Annotated in this window: 14 protein-coding genes; 8 read left to right on the top strand and 6 right to left on the bottom strand. The window is 73.1% G+C overall.

The features are described from left to right. Window positions 1-2 precede the first annotated feature (2 nt). Complete coding sequence (locus ABZ459_RS11485; protein WP_357968953.1) at window positions 3-1,115, bottom strand: DUF1343 domain-containing protein; 1,113 nt, start codon at window positions 1,113-1,115, stop codon at window positions 3-5. 57 nt (window positions 1,116-1,172) lie between these two features. Here ABZ459_RS11485 and murQ point away from each other — a divergent pair, with 57 nt between their 5' ends. From murQ to ABZ459_RS11470, 3 genes are read left to right on the top strand one after another with little or no spacing between them, the layout of a single operon-like run. Next, window positions 1,173-2,072 carry an N-acetylmuramic acid 6-phosphate etherase gene (murQ, locus tag ABZ459_RS11480; RefSeq protein ID WP_357968950.1) on the top strand — a complete coding sequence of 300 codons (900 nt, stop codon included), beginning with the start codon at window positions 1,173-1,175 and terminating at the stop codon, window positions 2,070-2,072. Between the two features lie 56 nt (window positions 2,073-2,128). Further along, on the top strand, window positions 2,129-3,247 hold the full coding sequence (locus tag ABZ459_RS11475) for a serine hydrolase domain-containing protein (RefSeq protein ID WP_357968948.1): 1,119 nt from the start codon (window positions 2,129-2,131) through the stop codon (window positions 3,245-3,247). Window positions 3,248-3,251: 4 nt separating this feature from the next. Further along, window positions 3,252-3,629 (top strand): VOC family protein, encoded by a 378-nt coding sequence (locus ABZ459_RS11470; RefSeq protein WP_357968945.1) that lies wholly within the window; start codon window positions 3,252-3,254, stop codon window positions 3,627-3,629. Here the strand turns inward: ABZ459_RS11470 and ABZ459_RS11465 are convergent. Further along, on the bottom strand, window positions 3,626-4,522 hold the full coding sequence (locus ABZ459_RS11465) for a TIGR03619 family F420-dependent LLM class oxidoreductase (RefSeq protein WP_357968942.1): 897 nt from the start codon (window positions 4,520-4,522) through the stop codon (window positions 3,626-3,628). The two genes, ABZ459_RS11470 and ABZ459_RS11465, sit on opposite strands and share 4 nt — an antisense overlap. Before the next feature lie 149 nt (window positions 4,523-4,671). Here ABZ459_RS11465 and ABZ459_RS11460 point away from each other — a divergent pair, with 149 nt between their 5' ends. Then, window positions 4,672-4,911: a hypothetical protein gene (locus ABZ459_RS11460; RefSeq protein WP_357968940.1), complete on the top strand. Its 240-nt coding sequence runs from the start codon at window positions 4,672-4,674 to the stop codon at window positions 4,909-4,911. A 67-nt stretch (window positions 4,912-4,978) separates the two neighbouring features. Here the strand turns inward: ABZ459_RS11460 and ABZ459_RS11455 are convergent, their stop codons facing one another. Continuing rightward, the gene (locus ABZ459_RS11455; protein ID WP_357968937.1) at window positions 4,979-5,293 is read right to left on the bottom strand and encodes a hypothetical protein; all 315 of its coding nucleotides are present in this window, start codon (window positions 5,291-5,293) and stop codon (window positions 4,979-4,981) included. Window positions 5,294-5,336: 43 nt separating this feature from the next. Between ABZ459_RS11455 and ABZ459_RS11450 the strand changes: the two genes are divergently transcribed. Continuing rightward, window positions 5,337-6,191, top strand: coding sequence for a phosphotransferase (locus tag ABZ459_RS11450; protein ID WP_357968936.1), 855 nt, complete (start codon window positions 5,337-5,339; stop codon window positions 6,189-6,191). A gap of 59 nt (window positions 6,192-6,250) precedes the next feature. Next, the gene (locus ABZ459_RS11445; RefSeq protein ID WP_357968934.1) at window positions 6,251-6,511 is read left to right on the top strand and encodes a zf-TFIIB domain-containing protein; all 261 of its coding nucleotides are present in this window, start codon (window positions 6,251-6,253) and stop codon (window positions 6,509-6,511) included. A 73-nt stretch (window positions 6,512-6,584) separates the two neighbouring features. On the opposite strand, the gene ABZ459_RS11440 is transcribed toward ABZ459_RS11445, so the two are convergent. The 3 genes from ABZ459_RS11440 to ABZ459_RS11430 all read right to left on the bottom strand — a co-directional run bounded on the left by ABZ459_RS11440 (window position 6,585) and on the right by ABZ459_RS11430 (window position 9,992). Next, window positions 6,585-7,574 carry a hypothetical protein gene (locus ABZ459_RS11440; protein ID WP_357968932.1) on the bottom strand — a complete coding sequence of 330 codons (990 nt, stop codon included), beginning with the start codon at window positions 7,572-7,574 and terminating at the stop codon, window positions 6,585-6,587. A gap of 37 nt (window positions 7,575-7,611) precedes the next feature. Continuing rightward, window positions 7,612-9,231, bottom strand: a complete 1,620-nt coding sequence (locus tag ABZ459_RS11435) for an ABC-F family ATP-binding cassette domain-containing protein (RefSeq protein WP_357968931.1) — start codon at window positions 9,229-9,231, stop codon at window positions 7,612-7,614. Window positions 9,232-9,464: 233 nt separating this feature from the next. Next, window positions 9,465-9,992, bottom strand: coding sequence for a CGNR zinc finger domain-containing protein (locus ABZ459_RS11430; RefSeq protein ID WP_357968927.1), 528 nt, complete (start codon window positions 9,990-9,992; stop codon window positions 9,465-9,467). Between the two features lie 25 nt (window positions 9,993-10,017). Here ABZ459_RS11430 and ABZ459_RS11425 point away from each other — a divergent pair, with 25 nt between their 5' ends. Beyond that, window positions 10,018-10,200 (top strand): hypothetical protein, encoded by a 183-nt coding sequence (locus tag ABZ459_RS11425; protein WP_357968925.1) that lies wholly within the window; start codon window positions 10,018-10,020, stop codon window positions 10,198-10,200. A gap of 50 nt (window positions 10,201-10,250) precedes the next feature. Then, window positions 10,251-12,008, top strand: a complete 1,758-nt coding sequence (locus ABZ459_RS11420; protein ID WP_357968922.1) for a long-chain fatty acid--CoA ligase — start codon at window positions 10,251-10,253, stop codon at window positions 12,006-12,008. The last annotated feature ends 12 nt before the right edge of the window (window positions 12,009-12,020 follow it).

Below are 12,020 nucleotides of genomic sequence, written 5' to 3'. Positions count from 1 at the left end.
TGTCAGCTGTAGAGCAGATGTCCTTCGGGACGGCCGGGCGGCGGGCACAGCTCGCGCGGGTCGTCCCCGGCCTCCAGGCAGCGCGTGAGCGCGTCGGAGCCCCAGAGCAGGTCGAGGAACAGGTCCTCGCCCTTCCAGACCAGGTCGTCCGGGTAGAGGACGCGGGCCGTGTGCAGCATCGACAACCCGGTCAGCACCGGCCGGAAGGCCCGCGGGTCGTGCACGTGCAGCTGCACCCCGCGGACGGGGACGCCCGCGTGCTTGTGGAACGTCGGCGTGAACCAGGTGTCCCTGAACCGCACGCCGGGCAGCTCCAGCCCGTTCAGGGCGGCCGCGTAGCGCTCGTCCGCGTACGGCGCCCCGACCAGCTCGAACGGCCTGGTCGTGCCGCGGCCCTCGGAGAAGTTCGTGCCCTCGAACAGCCCGGTGCCCGGGTAGACCAGCGCGGTGTCGGGGGTCGGCATGTTGACCGAGGGCATCACCCAGGGCAGGCCGGTCTCCGCCCAGCTCATGTCCCGCCGCCAGCCCTCCATCGTGACCACCCGCAGGTCGGCGTCGAAGCCGAACAGCGCCGCCAGCTCCCCCGCGGTCCTGCCGTGGCGCACGGGCAGCGGGAAGCGGCCCACGAAGCTGGCGAACGCCGGGTCCAGCAGGGGGCCCTCCTCGACGGTCCCGCCGAGGGGGTTGGGCCGGTCCAGCACCACGAACGACAGGCCCAGCCGGGCGGCCGAGGCCAGCAGGTCGTACATGGTCCACACGAAGGTGTAGAAGCGGGCGCCCACGTCGGCGATGTCGAAGATCAGCGTGTCCACGCCGGAGGCGGCGACCACGCGGTCGAGGTCGTCGCCCGACAGCTCGTGGGTGTCGTGGACCGGCAGTCCCGTCGCGGGGTCCACCGCGTCGTGCTCGCTCGATCCCGCCTGGGCCGTGCCGCGCAGGCCGTGCTCGGGGCCGAACAGCGCGGTCAGGGGCAGGCCCGCGGCCAGCAGGGCGTCGGTCGTGGGGGTCAGGTCGGGCAGGACGCCGGTGGGATTGGTGATCAGGCCGAGACGGGCTCCGCCGGCCAGCGCGGGGTCCGCGGCCAGCCGTTCGGCTCCGGTGCGTACGTGTGACATGGATCCATTCTCTGAAAGATATTTACAACTGAGAAGTAAAGGGTGGAAATTAGCGTCATGATTGATCCGCTGCCCGAGCTGTCCACCGAGCAGAGCGATCCCCGCTACAGCCAGATCGACCGGCTGCCGACGGAGCAGATCGCCCGACTGATGAACCAGGCCGACGCCGAGGTGCCCGTGGCCGTGGCCGCGGCCGTCCCGGCGATCTCGGCGGCCATCGACGCGATCGCCGCCCGGATGGCCGAGGGAGGCAGGCTGCTGTACGTCGGCGCCGGCACCTCGGGACGGCTGGCCGTGCTCGACGCCAGCGAGTGCCCGCCCACGTTCGGCACCGACCCCGCGCTGGTGCAGGGCGTCATCGCGGGCGGGTCCGAGGCGCTGACCCGGTCCATCGAGGGCGCGGAGGACGACGCCGAGGCGGGCGCGGCGGCCATGAAGGACCTGGAGGTGGGCGCGCTCGACTCGGTGGTGGGCGTGTCGGCCAGCGGGCGGGCCCCGTTCGTGCTGGGCGCGCTGGCCGAGGCCGCCGGCCGGGGGGCGCTGACCGCGGGGCTGTCGTGCAACACGGGCGCGCCGCTGTCGGCCGCCGCCGAGCACGGGATCGAGGTCGTGGTGGGGCCCGAGGTGGTGGCGGGCTCGACCAGACTGAAGGCGGGCACGGCGCAGAAGCTCGTGCTCAACATGATCTCGACGATCTCCATGGTCAGGCTGGGCCGGACCTACGGGAACAAGATGATCGAGATGTCGGCCATGAACAGCAAGCTCGCCTCCCGCGCGCTGCGTATGGTGAGCGAGATCACCGGGGCCGACGCCGCGACCGCGGGCGCGGCGCTGGAGGCGGCCGGCGGGCAGGCGAAGACGGCCGTGGTGATGATCCAGCACGGGCTGGACCCCGACGCGGCCCGCGCGCTGCTGGAGTCGCACGGAGAGCGGCTCAGCGACGCGCTCAGCGGCTGACGTACCGGACGGGACGCCCCGGGGGACCATCGGGGACTGACGAGGGGGGAACGGGGATGTCGGACCGGCTGGAGCGCCTGCTGGCCGCCGCGGTGCCCGAGGTGTGCCCGGCGGCGGTCGCGCTGATCGCGGTGCACGGCACGGTGACCGCCGCCGCGGCGGTGGGCGAACTGGTCAGGTACACCGACGCCGTGCCGGGCGGCACGCGGGACGGCGACTCCGACGGCGGGCGGGACACCGGGGCCGGGGGCCCGGGGACGCTCGCCGCCGATCGGCCCTCCGCGCGCCGCGACTCGGTGTTCGACCTGGCCTCGGTCAGCAAGCTGTGCACCACCGCGGTGGTGCTCTCGCTCGCCGAGGAGGGCCTGCTGGACCTGGACGAGCCGGTCCGGACGTGGATCCCCGGGGCCGACCCGCGGATCACGCTGCGCCGCCTGCTCACCCACACCGCGGGCCTGACGCCGACCCGCCGGATCGACCTGGAGCTTCCGCAGGCCGGGCCGGACGAGCGCATGGCCGCGATGCTCGGCACGCCGGTCACCGGCCCGGTCGGCGGCCCCTACCTCTACAGCGACGTCGGCATGGTGATGGCCGGCCGGATCGCCGAACTGGCCGCATCCGCCCCGCTCGACGCCCTGGTCCGCGCCCGGATCACGGACGTGCTCGGCCTGCCCGGCACCGGCTACCGCCCGGTCGGCGGCGGCGGGCGGGCCGAGCGCGTCGCCGCGACCGAGTTCAAGCCCGAACGGCCGGGCCCCGGCTGCGTGCGCGGCGAGGTGCACGACGAGACGGCCCACGCCCTGGGCGGGGTGGCCGGGCACGCGGGCCTGTTCGCCCCGGCGGACGACCTGCTGGCGTTCGGGGAGGCGCTGCGGCTGGGCGGGGGCGCGATGCTGAGCCCGGCGAGCGTGGCCGAGATGACCCGCGACCAGGGGGCGGAGGGGGCGGCGTTCCGGCACGGGCTCGGCGTGCGGATCGGCGACCCCGGCATCGTGGGCCCGCTGAGCGGCGCGTACGGCCACTCCGGGTTCACCGGGACGTCGCTGGTGGTCGATCCGGCGCGCGGGCTGACCGTGGTGCTGCTGACCAACGCCGTCCATCCGGTGCGCGGGCGGCCGGGGATGCGCGAGCTGCGGTGCGCGGTGGCCGCCGAGGCGCTGCGGCACGTAGCGTGAACGCATGCCCGTGCAGCTGAACCACACCATCGTCGCCGCCACCGACCGGGACGCCACGGCCGACTTCCTGGTCGACGTCCTCGGTCTGGAGCCCGCGCCGGTCTACGGCCCGTTCCGGGTCGTGACGCTGGCCAACGACGTCTCGCTCGACGTGATGCAGGCCGAGGGCGAGGTGACCCCGCAGCACTACGCCTTCCTCGTCGGCGAGGAGGAGTTCGACCAGATCTGGGGCCGGATCAGGAGCCGCGGCCTGACGTTCTGGGCCGATCCGGGGCACACCAGGCCCGGCGTGATCAACACCCACGACGGCGGCCGCGGGCTCTACTGGTCCGGCCCCGACGGGCACAACCTGGAGATCATCACGGTCCCCTACGGCGGTTAGGGCGCCAGCGCCTCCAGGGCCTCCTCGGCCCGGCGCATCGCCTCCCCGGCGTCGGCGGTGACGATCTCCCGGTCGAAGTTGAGGTCGTGGAAGACGTCCGTGACGCCCTCGGCGGCCAGGGCGGCGACGTCCTGCCTGATCTGCTCGTAGGTGCCGGTCAGCGGCTGGCGGACGTCCTCGGCGCCCGCGGGCCGCACCTGCGTGACGCCGCGGCACACGAAGCGGAACGCGGCCGCGTCGCGCCCGGCGCCGTCGATCGTCTCGTTGATCAGCCCGATCCGGCCCGCGACCGCCGACAGGTCCTCCCTGCTGGAGCTGATCCAGCCGTCGGCCAGCCGGCCGGCCCGGCGCAGCGCGACCTCGGCGGTGCCGCCCAGCAGCACCTGCGGCGGGCCCGGCGCCGGCTTGGGGTCGATGTGAGCGGCCGGCACCCGGTAGAACTCGCCGTCGTGCTCGACGACGTCGTCCGTCCACGCCTTGCGCAGCAGCTCGACGAACTCCTCGCCCCTGCGCCCGCGCCGCTCCATGCCGACGCCCGCGGCCTCGAACTCCTCCGGCACCCAGCCGAGCCCGACGCCGGCGCTGACCCGGCCGCCGGAGAGGGTCTGCAGGGTGGCGAGCTGCTTGGCCAGCACGACCGGCTGCACGTACGCGTTGACCACGGCCACGCCCAGCCGGATCGTCCCGGTGACGCCGGATAGGTGCGCCAGCGTGACCAGCGGGTCGTGGACGCTGCGGTAGGTCGGCCCCATGGGATGGCCGACGGGGTACAGCAGCCGCTGGAACGTCCAGAGCTCGTGGTAGCCCAGTTCCTCGGCCCGCGTGGCGACGCGGCGCATGTTCTCCGGTGTGGCCCAGGGCCCTGACTGGGGTACGGCGAAACCGATTCTCATGGTCCCAGTCTGACCGACCCCGGTTCGCGATCTCCCACCACCCGAAAGGTACAAGATCGACAAAAGGGGCATCTTCATGATCAAGAAGCGTTACCGTGGGAATGATCAACGCGGCGCGCCCGCGCCGTGCCCACGAGGAAGGACGATGCATGCGACAGAAGTCCGCACGGCTCGGCATGGCACTGGCCATGGCCGGGACCATCGCCGCCGGCACCCTCTCCGTCGCCGCTCCGGCCGCCGCTTCGGCCACGAGCTGGACCCCGTACCAGGCGTACCGCACCCTGCAGAACTGCGTGTCGGCGGGCACCACCCTGCTCGTCACGAAGGGGTACAAGGAGTACGAGTGCCGCTGGGACAGCCCGTACTACATGCTCTGGCTGAGGAAGTAGCCGCGGTCAGGCCCTGTAGCGCCTGACGGCGGCCCTCGTGAGGGCTCGGGTGGCGTCATCCGTCATGTCACCCGTGCCCCCGCTCCCGCCGCGCCCGGGCCCGCGCCCGCTCCAGCGAGGTGGCGCGCGCCAGCGCCGCACGCGCCCGCTCGATCTCCTCCTGGCCCGGACCGTCCGTCGCCTCCGGCTCGACCGCCCACCGCGCAGGCTCCTGGGCGGCCTCACCGTCCGCGCGCCTCGCGCGCCGGCCCGCCGCCGGCCGCCGCTCCCTGCGGCGCCGGGCGGCCTCCTGATCCTGCTCGCGCATCGCCTGGGCGGCCCGCGGCGAGCTCGCCCTCAGCCACTCGCGCGCCAGCGCCGCCCACTCCCTCGCTCCCGCCATCACAACGGCATTTACCCCCAACACTGCCCAATACTCTGTACGAGTGGGTCTAGAGGAGGAGCTGGCGGGCATCGCCGCGGCGTACGGCGGCACGGGCGAACCCGTGCGACACCAGACACGCACCGACGTGGTCGTGTTACGGATGGGCGAGGTGGTGGTCAAGGCCCACTCCGCCCGCGACGAGGTGGAGCCGCTGCGCGCCCGCCTCAGGGCCGCCGCCGCGGCCGCGGTCAACGGCGTGCTGCTGGCCCCGCTGGAGGCCGAGGTGCTGACGGCGGCGGGGCGCGCGGTCAGCGTCTGGCCGGCCGGTCGCCCGGTCCCCCACGACGATCCCGGGTCCGCCCCCTGGGAGGAGGGCGCGCGGCTGCTGGCCCGGCTGCACGCCGTCCCCCTGACGCTGGTGCCGGCGATGCCGCCCGCCGGAGGCCCGGCGCGGGCCGCCCGCGCGGTGTCCAGGATGAGCGGCGACGGCCCGGTCGAGCAGCTCGTCAGGCACGCGTTCAAGGAGCTGCCCGAGCCCGCCCCGGTGCCGGGCCTGCTCACCCATGGCGACTGGCACCTGGGCCAGCTCGTCTGCCGCGACCGGTGGCTGCTCATCGACGTCGACGACCTGGGCGTCGGCGACCCGGCCTGGGACCTGGCGCGACCGGCCGCCTGGTACGCGGCGGGCCTGCTGGAGCCGGCCGTCTGGGAACGCTTCCTCGGCGCCTACCTGGCCTCGGGCGGCCCCGCGCTCGGCCAGGGCGACGATCCCTGGCAGCGGCTCGACCTGCCGGCCAGGGCGCTTACCGTGCAGCTGGCCGCCGTGGCCGTGTTCAACGCCGAGCGCGAGAACCGGGAACTCGACGAGGTGGAGCACGCGTTAATCGAATCGTGCAGCAGAATCGTCCGAGCGTGACGGGGGCCGCACGCGGTAGGTTTCAGCCTGAGACCCCGGATCCAAGGAGAGCGACTTAGATGCAGTGCCCGAAGTGCCGCGGCAACATGCGGACATATGAGCGCAACGGCGTCCACATCGAGCAGTGCGACAACTGCCGTGGGATCTTCCTCGACTATGGCGAGCTGGAGACCCTGACCCGCATGGAGTCGCAGTACCACACCGCTCCGCCGCCGCCCCCCGCCGCCCCCGGGCCGGCCTGGGGCGCTCCTCACCACGGCGGCCACCACTACGGCCACCACCGCCAGCGCAGCTGGGTGGGCATGCTGTTCTCGACCTGATCGCCCCGGCAGCCGGAAAAGGGCCGCGCCTTCGCGCGGCCCTTTCGCGTGTGCGGGTTCGGCTCCGGAGGGGTCAGCTCGGGAAGTCCTCGGGGTTGACGGGCGCGGTGCGGGCGTTGCCGCCGGAGATGGCGTGCAGGGTGACCCGCCAGTCGTGCCAGAGGATCTGGGTGGCGGTGACCGTGGTCTTGAACTTCACCGACTTCTGGAACCGCTCGAAGCTGCACTGGCGGCTGAAGGACCGGCTCTTGCCGTCCCAGTCCACGCCGTGGGTGAAGTAGATCTTGTACGAGCCGTCGGGCACGCCCCTGACCTTGAACTTGGTCTTCTTGCGCACGTACACGCTGAACGTCTTGCCGCCGCCCCTGACCGCCGTGACGACGGCGTCGCGGGTGCCGCCGTTGTCGACCTCCAGGGAGCTGCGGCCGCCGAGGGAGGTCCGGCGGACGAACGCGCCGTTCTTCAGCCGCCGGTTCTGCTTGCCACCGGCCTTGACGGTGACGACGTCGGCCGGGTAGTCGCCGGCGCTCTGCAGGGCCTCGCCGGCCTTGTTCAGGGCGGTGAGCTTGGTGTTCAGGTCGCTCAGCACGGCCGAGGAGGTGCACAGCTCGCGGCTGCCGACCTTGCCCGCCGTGGAGCCGAGCTCGGTGGCGAAGTCGCGCAGGCTGGTGACGTACGCGTCGTGCTGGGCGCGGATCTCGGCGGGCGGGGCGATCGCGGACAGGGCGTCGGCGGCGCCGCTCAGCGCCTGCTCGGCCTTGTCCACGCGCTGGTTGAGCGCCTGGACCCCGCGCGCGCCGGCCAGCCCGCTGATCGCGCCGGTCATCGCCTTGTGCCTGTTGTCGAGCTCGCCCTTGTACGCCTCCGGCGTCAGGGCGCTGACGCTGGGACTGGACCCCGACGTGGGGTCCCCGCCGGGGTCGCCGGCGGGAGCTCCGCCCTTGCCGTCCGCCACGCCGCTGACCTTCGGCTCACCGCCGGTCAGCGGTGGCGGAGAGGAGCAGGCGGCGAGCGTCACCGTCGCCAGGGCGAGAACGCAGGAGATCAACCGGGGTGAAGCCACCTGCCCCACTATTGCCCGGTTGATCCCCACACGTCAATTACGATTCGGCCAGTCCCGCGTCCCGATCCTGTCGCAGCCACCGGGTGATCCCCAGCGTCTCCAGGAACGGCACGTCGTGGCTGGCCACGACGAGCGCGCCCCGGTAGGCCGCCAGCGCCTGGGAGAGCTGGCGCACGCTGGACATGTCCAGGTTGTTCGTCGGCTCGTCCAGCAGCAGGAGCTGCGGCGGCGGATCGGCCGACAGCAGCGCGGCCAGGGTGGCGCGGAACCGCTCGCCGCCCGACAGCGTGCCCACGGGCTGGTCGGCCCGCGCGCCGCGGAACAGGAAGCGGGCCAGCCGCGCCCGCACGTCGTTGACCGAGGCCGCCGGCGCCACGGCCCGGACGTTGTCCACGACGCTCAGCGCGTCGTCGAGCACGTCGAGCCGCTGCGGCAGGTACCGCACCGGGACGTGCGCGCCGTGCTCGACGATCCGGCGCAGCAGGGTCGTCTTGCCCGACCCGTTGGGCCCGAGCAGCGCGATGCGTTCGGGGCCGCGGACGACCAGCCGGTCGAGCGCCTTGAGCCCGTCCCGGCCGGGCGTGCCGTCAGGGTCGTCGGGGCGGTCGGGGCGGTCGGGGCGGTCGAGCGGCAGCGTCAGCAGGGTCCGGCCGGCCGGGACGGCGGTGCCGGGCAGCTCGACGCGGATCTCGGCGTCGTCGCGCACGGCCAGCTCCGCCTCGGTCAGCCTGCCCCTGGCCTCGGCCAGACGCTCCTGGTGCAGCGCGCGGTGCTTGCCCGCCGACACCTGGGCCTTCATCTTGAGCCCGCCGGCGACGATCTTGGGCACCTTCTTGTTCTCGAACGCCTTCCGCGCGTTGCGCCTGCGCCGGTCGAGCCTGGTCCTGGCCTCGATCAGCTCGCGCTGCTGCCGCCGCACCTCGCCCTCGGCGGTCCTGACCGTGCGCTCGGCCGCCTCCTGCTCGGCGGCGACCTGCTCCTCGTAGTCGCTCAGGTTGCCGCCGTACAGGCGCACGGCGGCGTCGCGGAGCTCGGCGATCTGGTCCACGAGGTCAAGCAGCGCCCGGTCGTGGCTGACCACCACCAGCACCCCCGGGTACGCCGAGACCGCGGCGTAGAGCCGCTGCCGGGCGTCCAGGTCGAGGTTGTTGGTGGGCTCGTCGAGCAGCAGAACGGCGGGACGCTTGAGGATCTGCGCGGCCAGCGCCACCATGACGGCCTCGCCGCCCGACAGCGTCGCGACCGTGCGGTCGAGCCCGACGTGGCCGAGCCCGAGCCGGTCGAGCTCGGCCCGCGCGCGTTCCTCGACGTCCCAGTCGTCCCCGATGGCGGTGAAGTGCTCCTCGGCGACGTCGCCGCTCTCGACGGCGTGCAGCGCGGCCCGCTTCCCGCTGATCTCCAGCAGGTCGGACACCGTGCGGCCGCCCTCCAGCGGCACGTTCTGCGGCAGGTACCCCACCTCGCCGGTGACCGAGACCGAGCCCGATCCCGGGGTCAGCTCCCCGGCGATGACCTTGAGCAGGGTGGACTTGCCCGACCCGTTCGCCCCGATGAGCCCGGTACGCCCGGCGGGGAAGGCGGCGTCGAGACCGTCGAGCACCATGGTCCCGTCGGGCCAGCCGAAGGACACCTGATCGACGACAATGGAAAAAGACATAAGGCGGCTCCCATCACAAAAACCGAAATTTCGTGACTTGGCGGGAACACCGCTGCGCGCGCGACAACCAGGCAGCCTGAGCTGGAAAAAACCGGGGCGAAGAGGTCGCCGAGGTCGAGGTGTGCGCGCGACGGAGCCCGTGACCGGGCGGGTAGGCGCGGTGCCCGCGGCCTCAGATCCTCACGTCAACAGCCCCCAGGGGTCGGCGATACGACCCCGACATACTACCCAAATCACGACCGACGGGCAACGTCCCGGGCGCGATGGGCGGCCACGTTGACCCGGTTCGCGCAGGTCAGCGAGCAGAACCGGCGCCGCCCGTTGCGCGAGGTGTCCACGTAGACGATCTCGCACCCCGTCCGGTCGCACCGCCCGAGCCGCCGCCCGTCGGAGAAGCACACGGCCATGGCCAGCCCGCCCGCGGTGGTGTCCTTGGCCCTGGAGACGATGTCGGCCTCGGTGGAGAAGAAGTGCAGGTGGGGCTCCAGGCCGTCGTGGGTGCTGATGTGCGGCTTGGAGGCGGTGACCTCCAGCAGCTCGTTGATCAGCCGCACCTGGACGCCGAGATCGGGCTCCCCGAAGACGGGGGCCAGCCGGCGGGCCCAGGCGGCCAGCTCCGCCGCCTGGGCCGGGGTGACGTCCGTGCGCCACATGGCGTTGGCCGTGAGCGTCTCCCGCAGCGCGGCCGGGCTGAAGTCGCTCGCGTTGACGAGCGCCGCGGCGAGTTCGGCGCCGTTGCCGCCGTAAGTGTTGAAATGCACAAGGCCATTACACCAGGTTGGAGTCATGCATCCCGGAGAGCCGCACGACCCCTTCGCCCTGACCCTCGTCTCCTCCCACCGCACCTCCGAGGGCCTGGTCTCCTACCTGCGCTGCGCCTGCGGCGCGTGGGAGGTGCGCACGTCCAGGACGGTCGCGTGCGCCGGCCCGCCCCCGGCCGGCGGCAGGTCGATCACGGCCATCGACTGATCCGGCGCACTCGTCCTAGAGTCGGCAGCACACCCCTCAGGAGGTCAGGCATGTCCAGCATTCCCTCCCTGCTGCGCGACCGGATCGCGGCCACCCCCGACGCCGAGGCGTACCGGGTGCCGTCGGGCGAGGCGTGGACCTCCCTGTCGTGGAGCGAGGTCGGCGAGCGCGTCCGCAGGCTGGCGCTGGGGCTGTCCGGGCTCGGCGCGGGGCCCGGCAGGCGCGTGTCGATCCTCTGCTCGACCAGGCTCGAATGGATCCTCGCCGACCTGGCCGTGCTCTCCACGGGCGCGGCCACCACCACCATCTACCCGTCGAACACGGCCGCCGAGTGCGCCTTCGTCATCACCGACTCCGGCAGCACGATCGTCATCGCCGAGGACGACGAGCAGGTGGCCAAGCTCAGGTCCGTGCAGAAGGAGCTGCCCGACGTCACGTGCGTGGTCGTCGTCGACGGCTCGGCGAGCGACGACGGCTGGGTGGTCACCCTCGACTCGGTCAGCCGCGCGGAAGGCGACTACGACGCCCTGGTGGACGCCATCGCCCAGGACGACCTGGCCACGCTCATCTACACCTCCGGCACCACCGGACGCCCCAAGGGCGTCGAGCTCACCCACGACAACTGGCTGTTCGCGGCCGGCTCGGTCCGCGAGATCGGCCTCCTGTCCCCCGCCGACCTGCACTTCCTGTGGCTGCCGCTGTCCCACTCGTTCGGCAAGCTGCTGGAGGTGGTGATGATCGACATCGGCGTGCCGACCGCGATCGACGGCCGCCTCGACCGCATCGCCGACAATCTGGGGGCGCTGCGCCCGACCGTGATGGCCGCCGCGCCGCGCATCTTCGAGAAGATCCACAACACGGTCGTCGCCACCGTGCGCCGCGAGGGCGGGGCCAAGCTGCGCATCTTCGAGTGGGCGCGGGAGACCGGCCTGCGGGTCAGCAGGGCGCGGCAGCGCGGGGCGGCCGTCCCGCTCACCACCCGGGTCGAGCACGCGCTGGCCGACCGGCTGGTCTTCGCCAAGCTGCGGGCGCGCTTCGGCGGCCGGATCCGCTTCTTCATCTCCGGGGCCGCGCCGCTGTCGCGGGACGTCGCCGAGTTCTTCGACGGCGCCGGCCTGACGATCCTGGAGGGGTACGGTCTGACCGAGTCGTCGGCGGGCAGCTTCCTCAACCGTCCGGAGTCGGTGCGGTTCGGCACGGTCGGCCCGCCGCTGCCGGGCACCGAGGTCCGCATCGCCGACGACGGCGAGATCCTCATCGGCGGGCGCGGCGTCATGCGCGGCTACCACGGCCTGCCCCAGGAGACGGCCGAGGCGCTGGCGGACGGCTGGCTCCGCACCGGCGACATCGGCGAGCTCGACGACGCGGGCCGGCTGCTGATCACCGACCGCAAGAAGGAGCTGATCAAGACCTCTGGCGGCAAGTACGTCGCCCCCACCCACCTGGAGGGCCGGATCAAGGCCGCCTGCCCGTTCGCCTCGCACGTGTTCGTGCACGGCGACCGCCGCAACTACGTGACGGCGCTGGTCACCCTCGACATGGACGTCGTGCGCCCGTGGGCCGAGGCCGAGTCGCTGCCGGCCGACCCCGAGGCGCTGCGCGGGCACCCGCGCATGCGCGAGGAGGTCGACAAGGCGATCCGGCAGGTCAACGCCGACCAGGCCAGTTACGCCACGGTCAAGAAGTTCGCGATCCTGGCCGGCGACTTCACCGTGGAGACCGGCGAGCTGACGCCCAGCCTGAAGATCAGGCGCAAGGCCGTCGAGGAACGCCACGCCGAGGTCCTCGACGGCTTCTACGCCGACTGACGACGCCGACCG

Source organism: Nonomuraea sp. NPDC005692 (assembly GCF_040631115.1).
Taxonomy (GTDB): Bacteria; Actinomycetota; Actinomycetes; order Streptosporangiales; family Streptosporangiaceae; genus Nonomuraea.
Note: the sequence above shows the minus strand (reverse complement) of the source record. Positions and strands in the feature narration are given on the sequence as shown.

Bases quoted from the DNA above. Each gene is read 5' to 3' on its own strand.
- ABZ459_RS11485 (WP_357968953.1), bottom strand. From the start codon at position 1,115: ATGTCACACGTACGCACCGGAGCCGAACGGCTGGCCGCGGACCCCGCG.
- murQ (WP_357968950.1), top strand. From the start codon at position 1,173: ATGATTGATCCGCTGCCCGAGCTGTCCACCGAGCAGAGCGATCCCCGC.
- ABZ459_RS11475 (WP_357968948.1), top strand. From the start codon at position 2,129: ATGTCGGACCGGCTGGAGCGCCTGCTGGCCGCCGCGGTGCCCGAGGTG.
- ABZ459_RS11470 (WP_357968945.1), top strand. From the start codon at position 3,252: ATGCCCGTGCAGCTGAACCACACCATCGTCGCCGCCACCGACCGGGAC.
- ABZ459_RS11465 (WP_357968942.1), bottom strand. From the start codon at position 4,522: ATGAGAATCGGTTTCGCCGTACCCCAGTCAGGGCCCTGGGCCACACCG.
- ABZ459_RS11460 (WP_357968940.1), top strand. From the start codon at position 4,672: ATGCGACAGAAGTCCGCACGGCTCGGCATGGCACTGGCCATGGCCGGG.
- ABZ459_RS11455 (WP_357968937.1), bottom strand. From the start codon at position 5,293: ATGGCGGGAGCGAGGGAGTGGGCGGCGCTGGCGCGCGAGTGGCTGAGG.
- ABZ459_RS11445 (WP_357968934.1), top strand. From the start codon at position 6,251: ATGCAGTGCCCGAAGTGCCGCGGCAACATGCGGACATATGAGCGCAAC.
- ABZ459_RS11435 (WP_357968931.1), bottom strand. From the start codon at position 9,231: ATGTCTTTTTCCATTGTCGTCGATCAGGTGTCCTTCGGCTGGCCCGAC.
- ABZ459_RS11425 (WP_357968925.1), top strand. From the start codon at position 10,018: ATGCATCCCGGAGAGCCGCACGACCCCTTCGCCCTGACCCTCGTCTCC.
- ABZ459_RS11420 (WP_357968922.1), top strand. From the start codon at position 10,251: ATGTCCAGCATTCCCTCCCTGCTGCGCGACCGGATCGCGGCCACCCCC.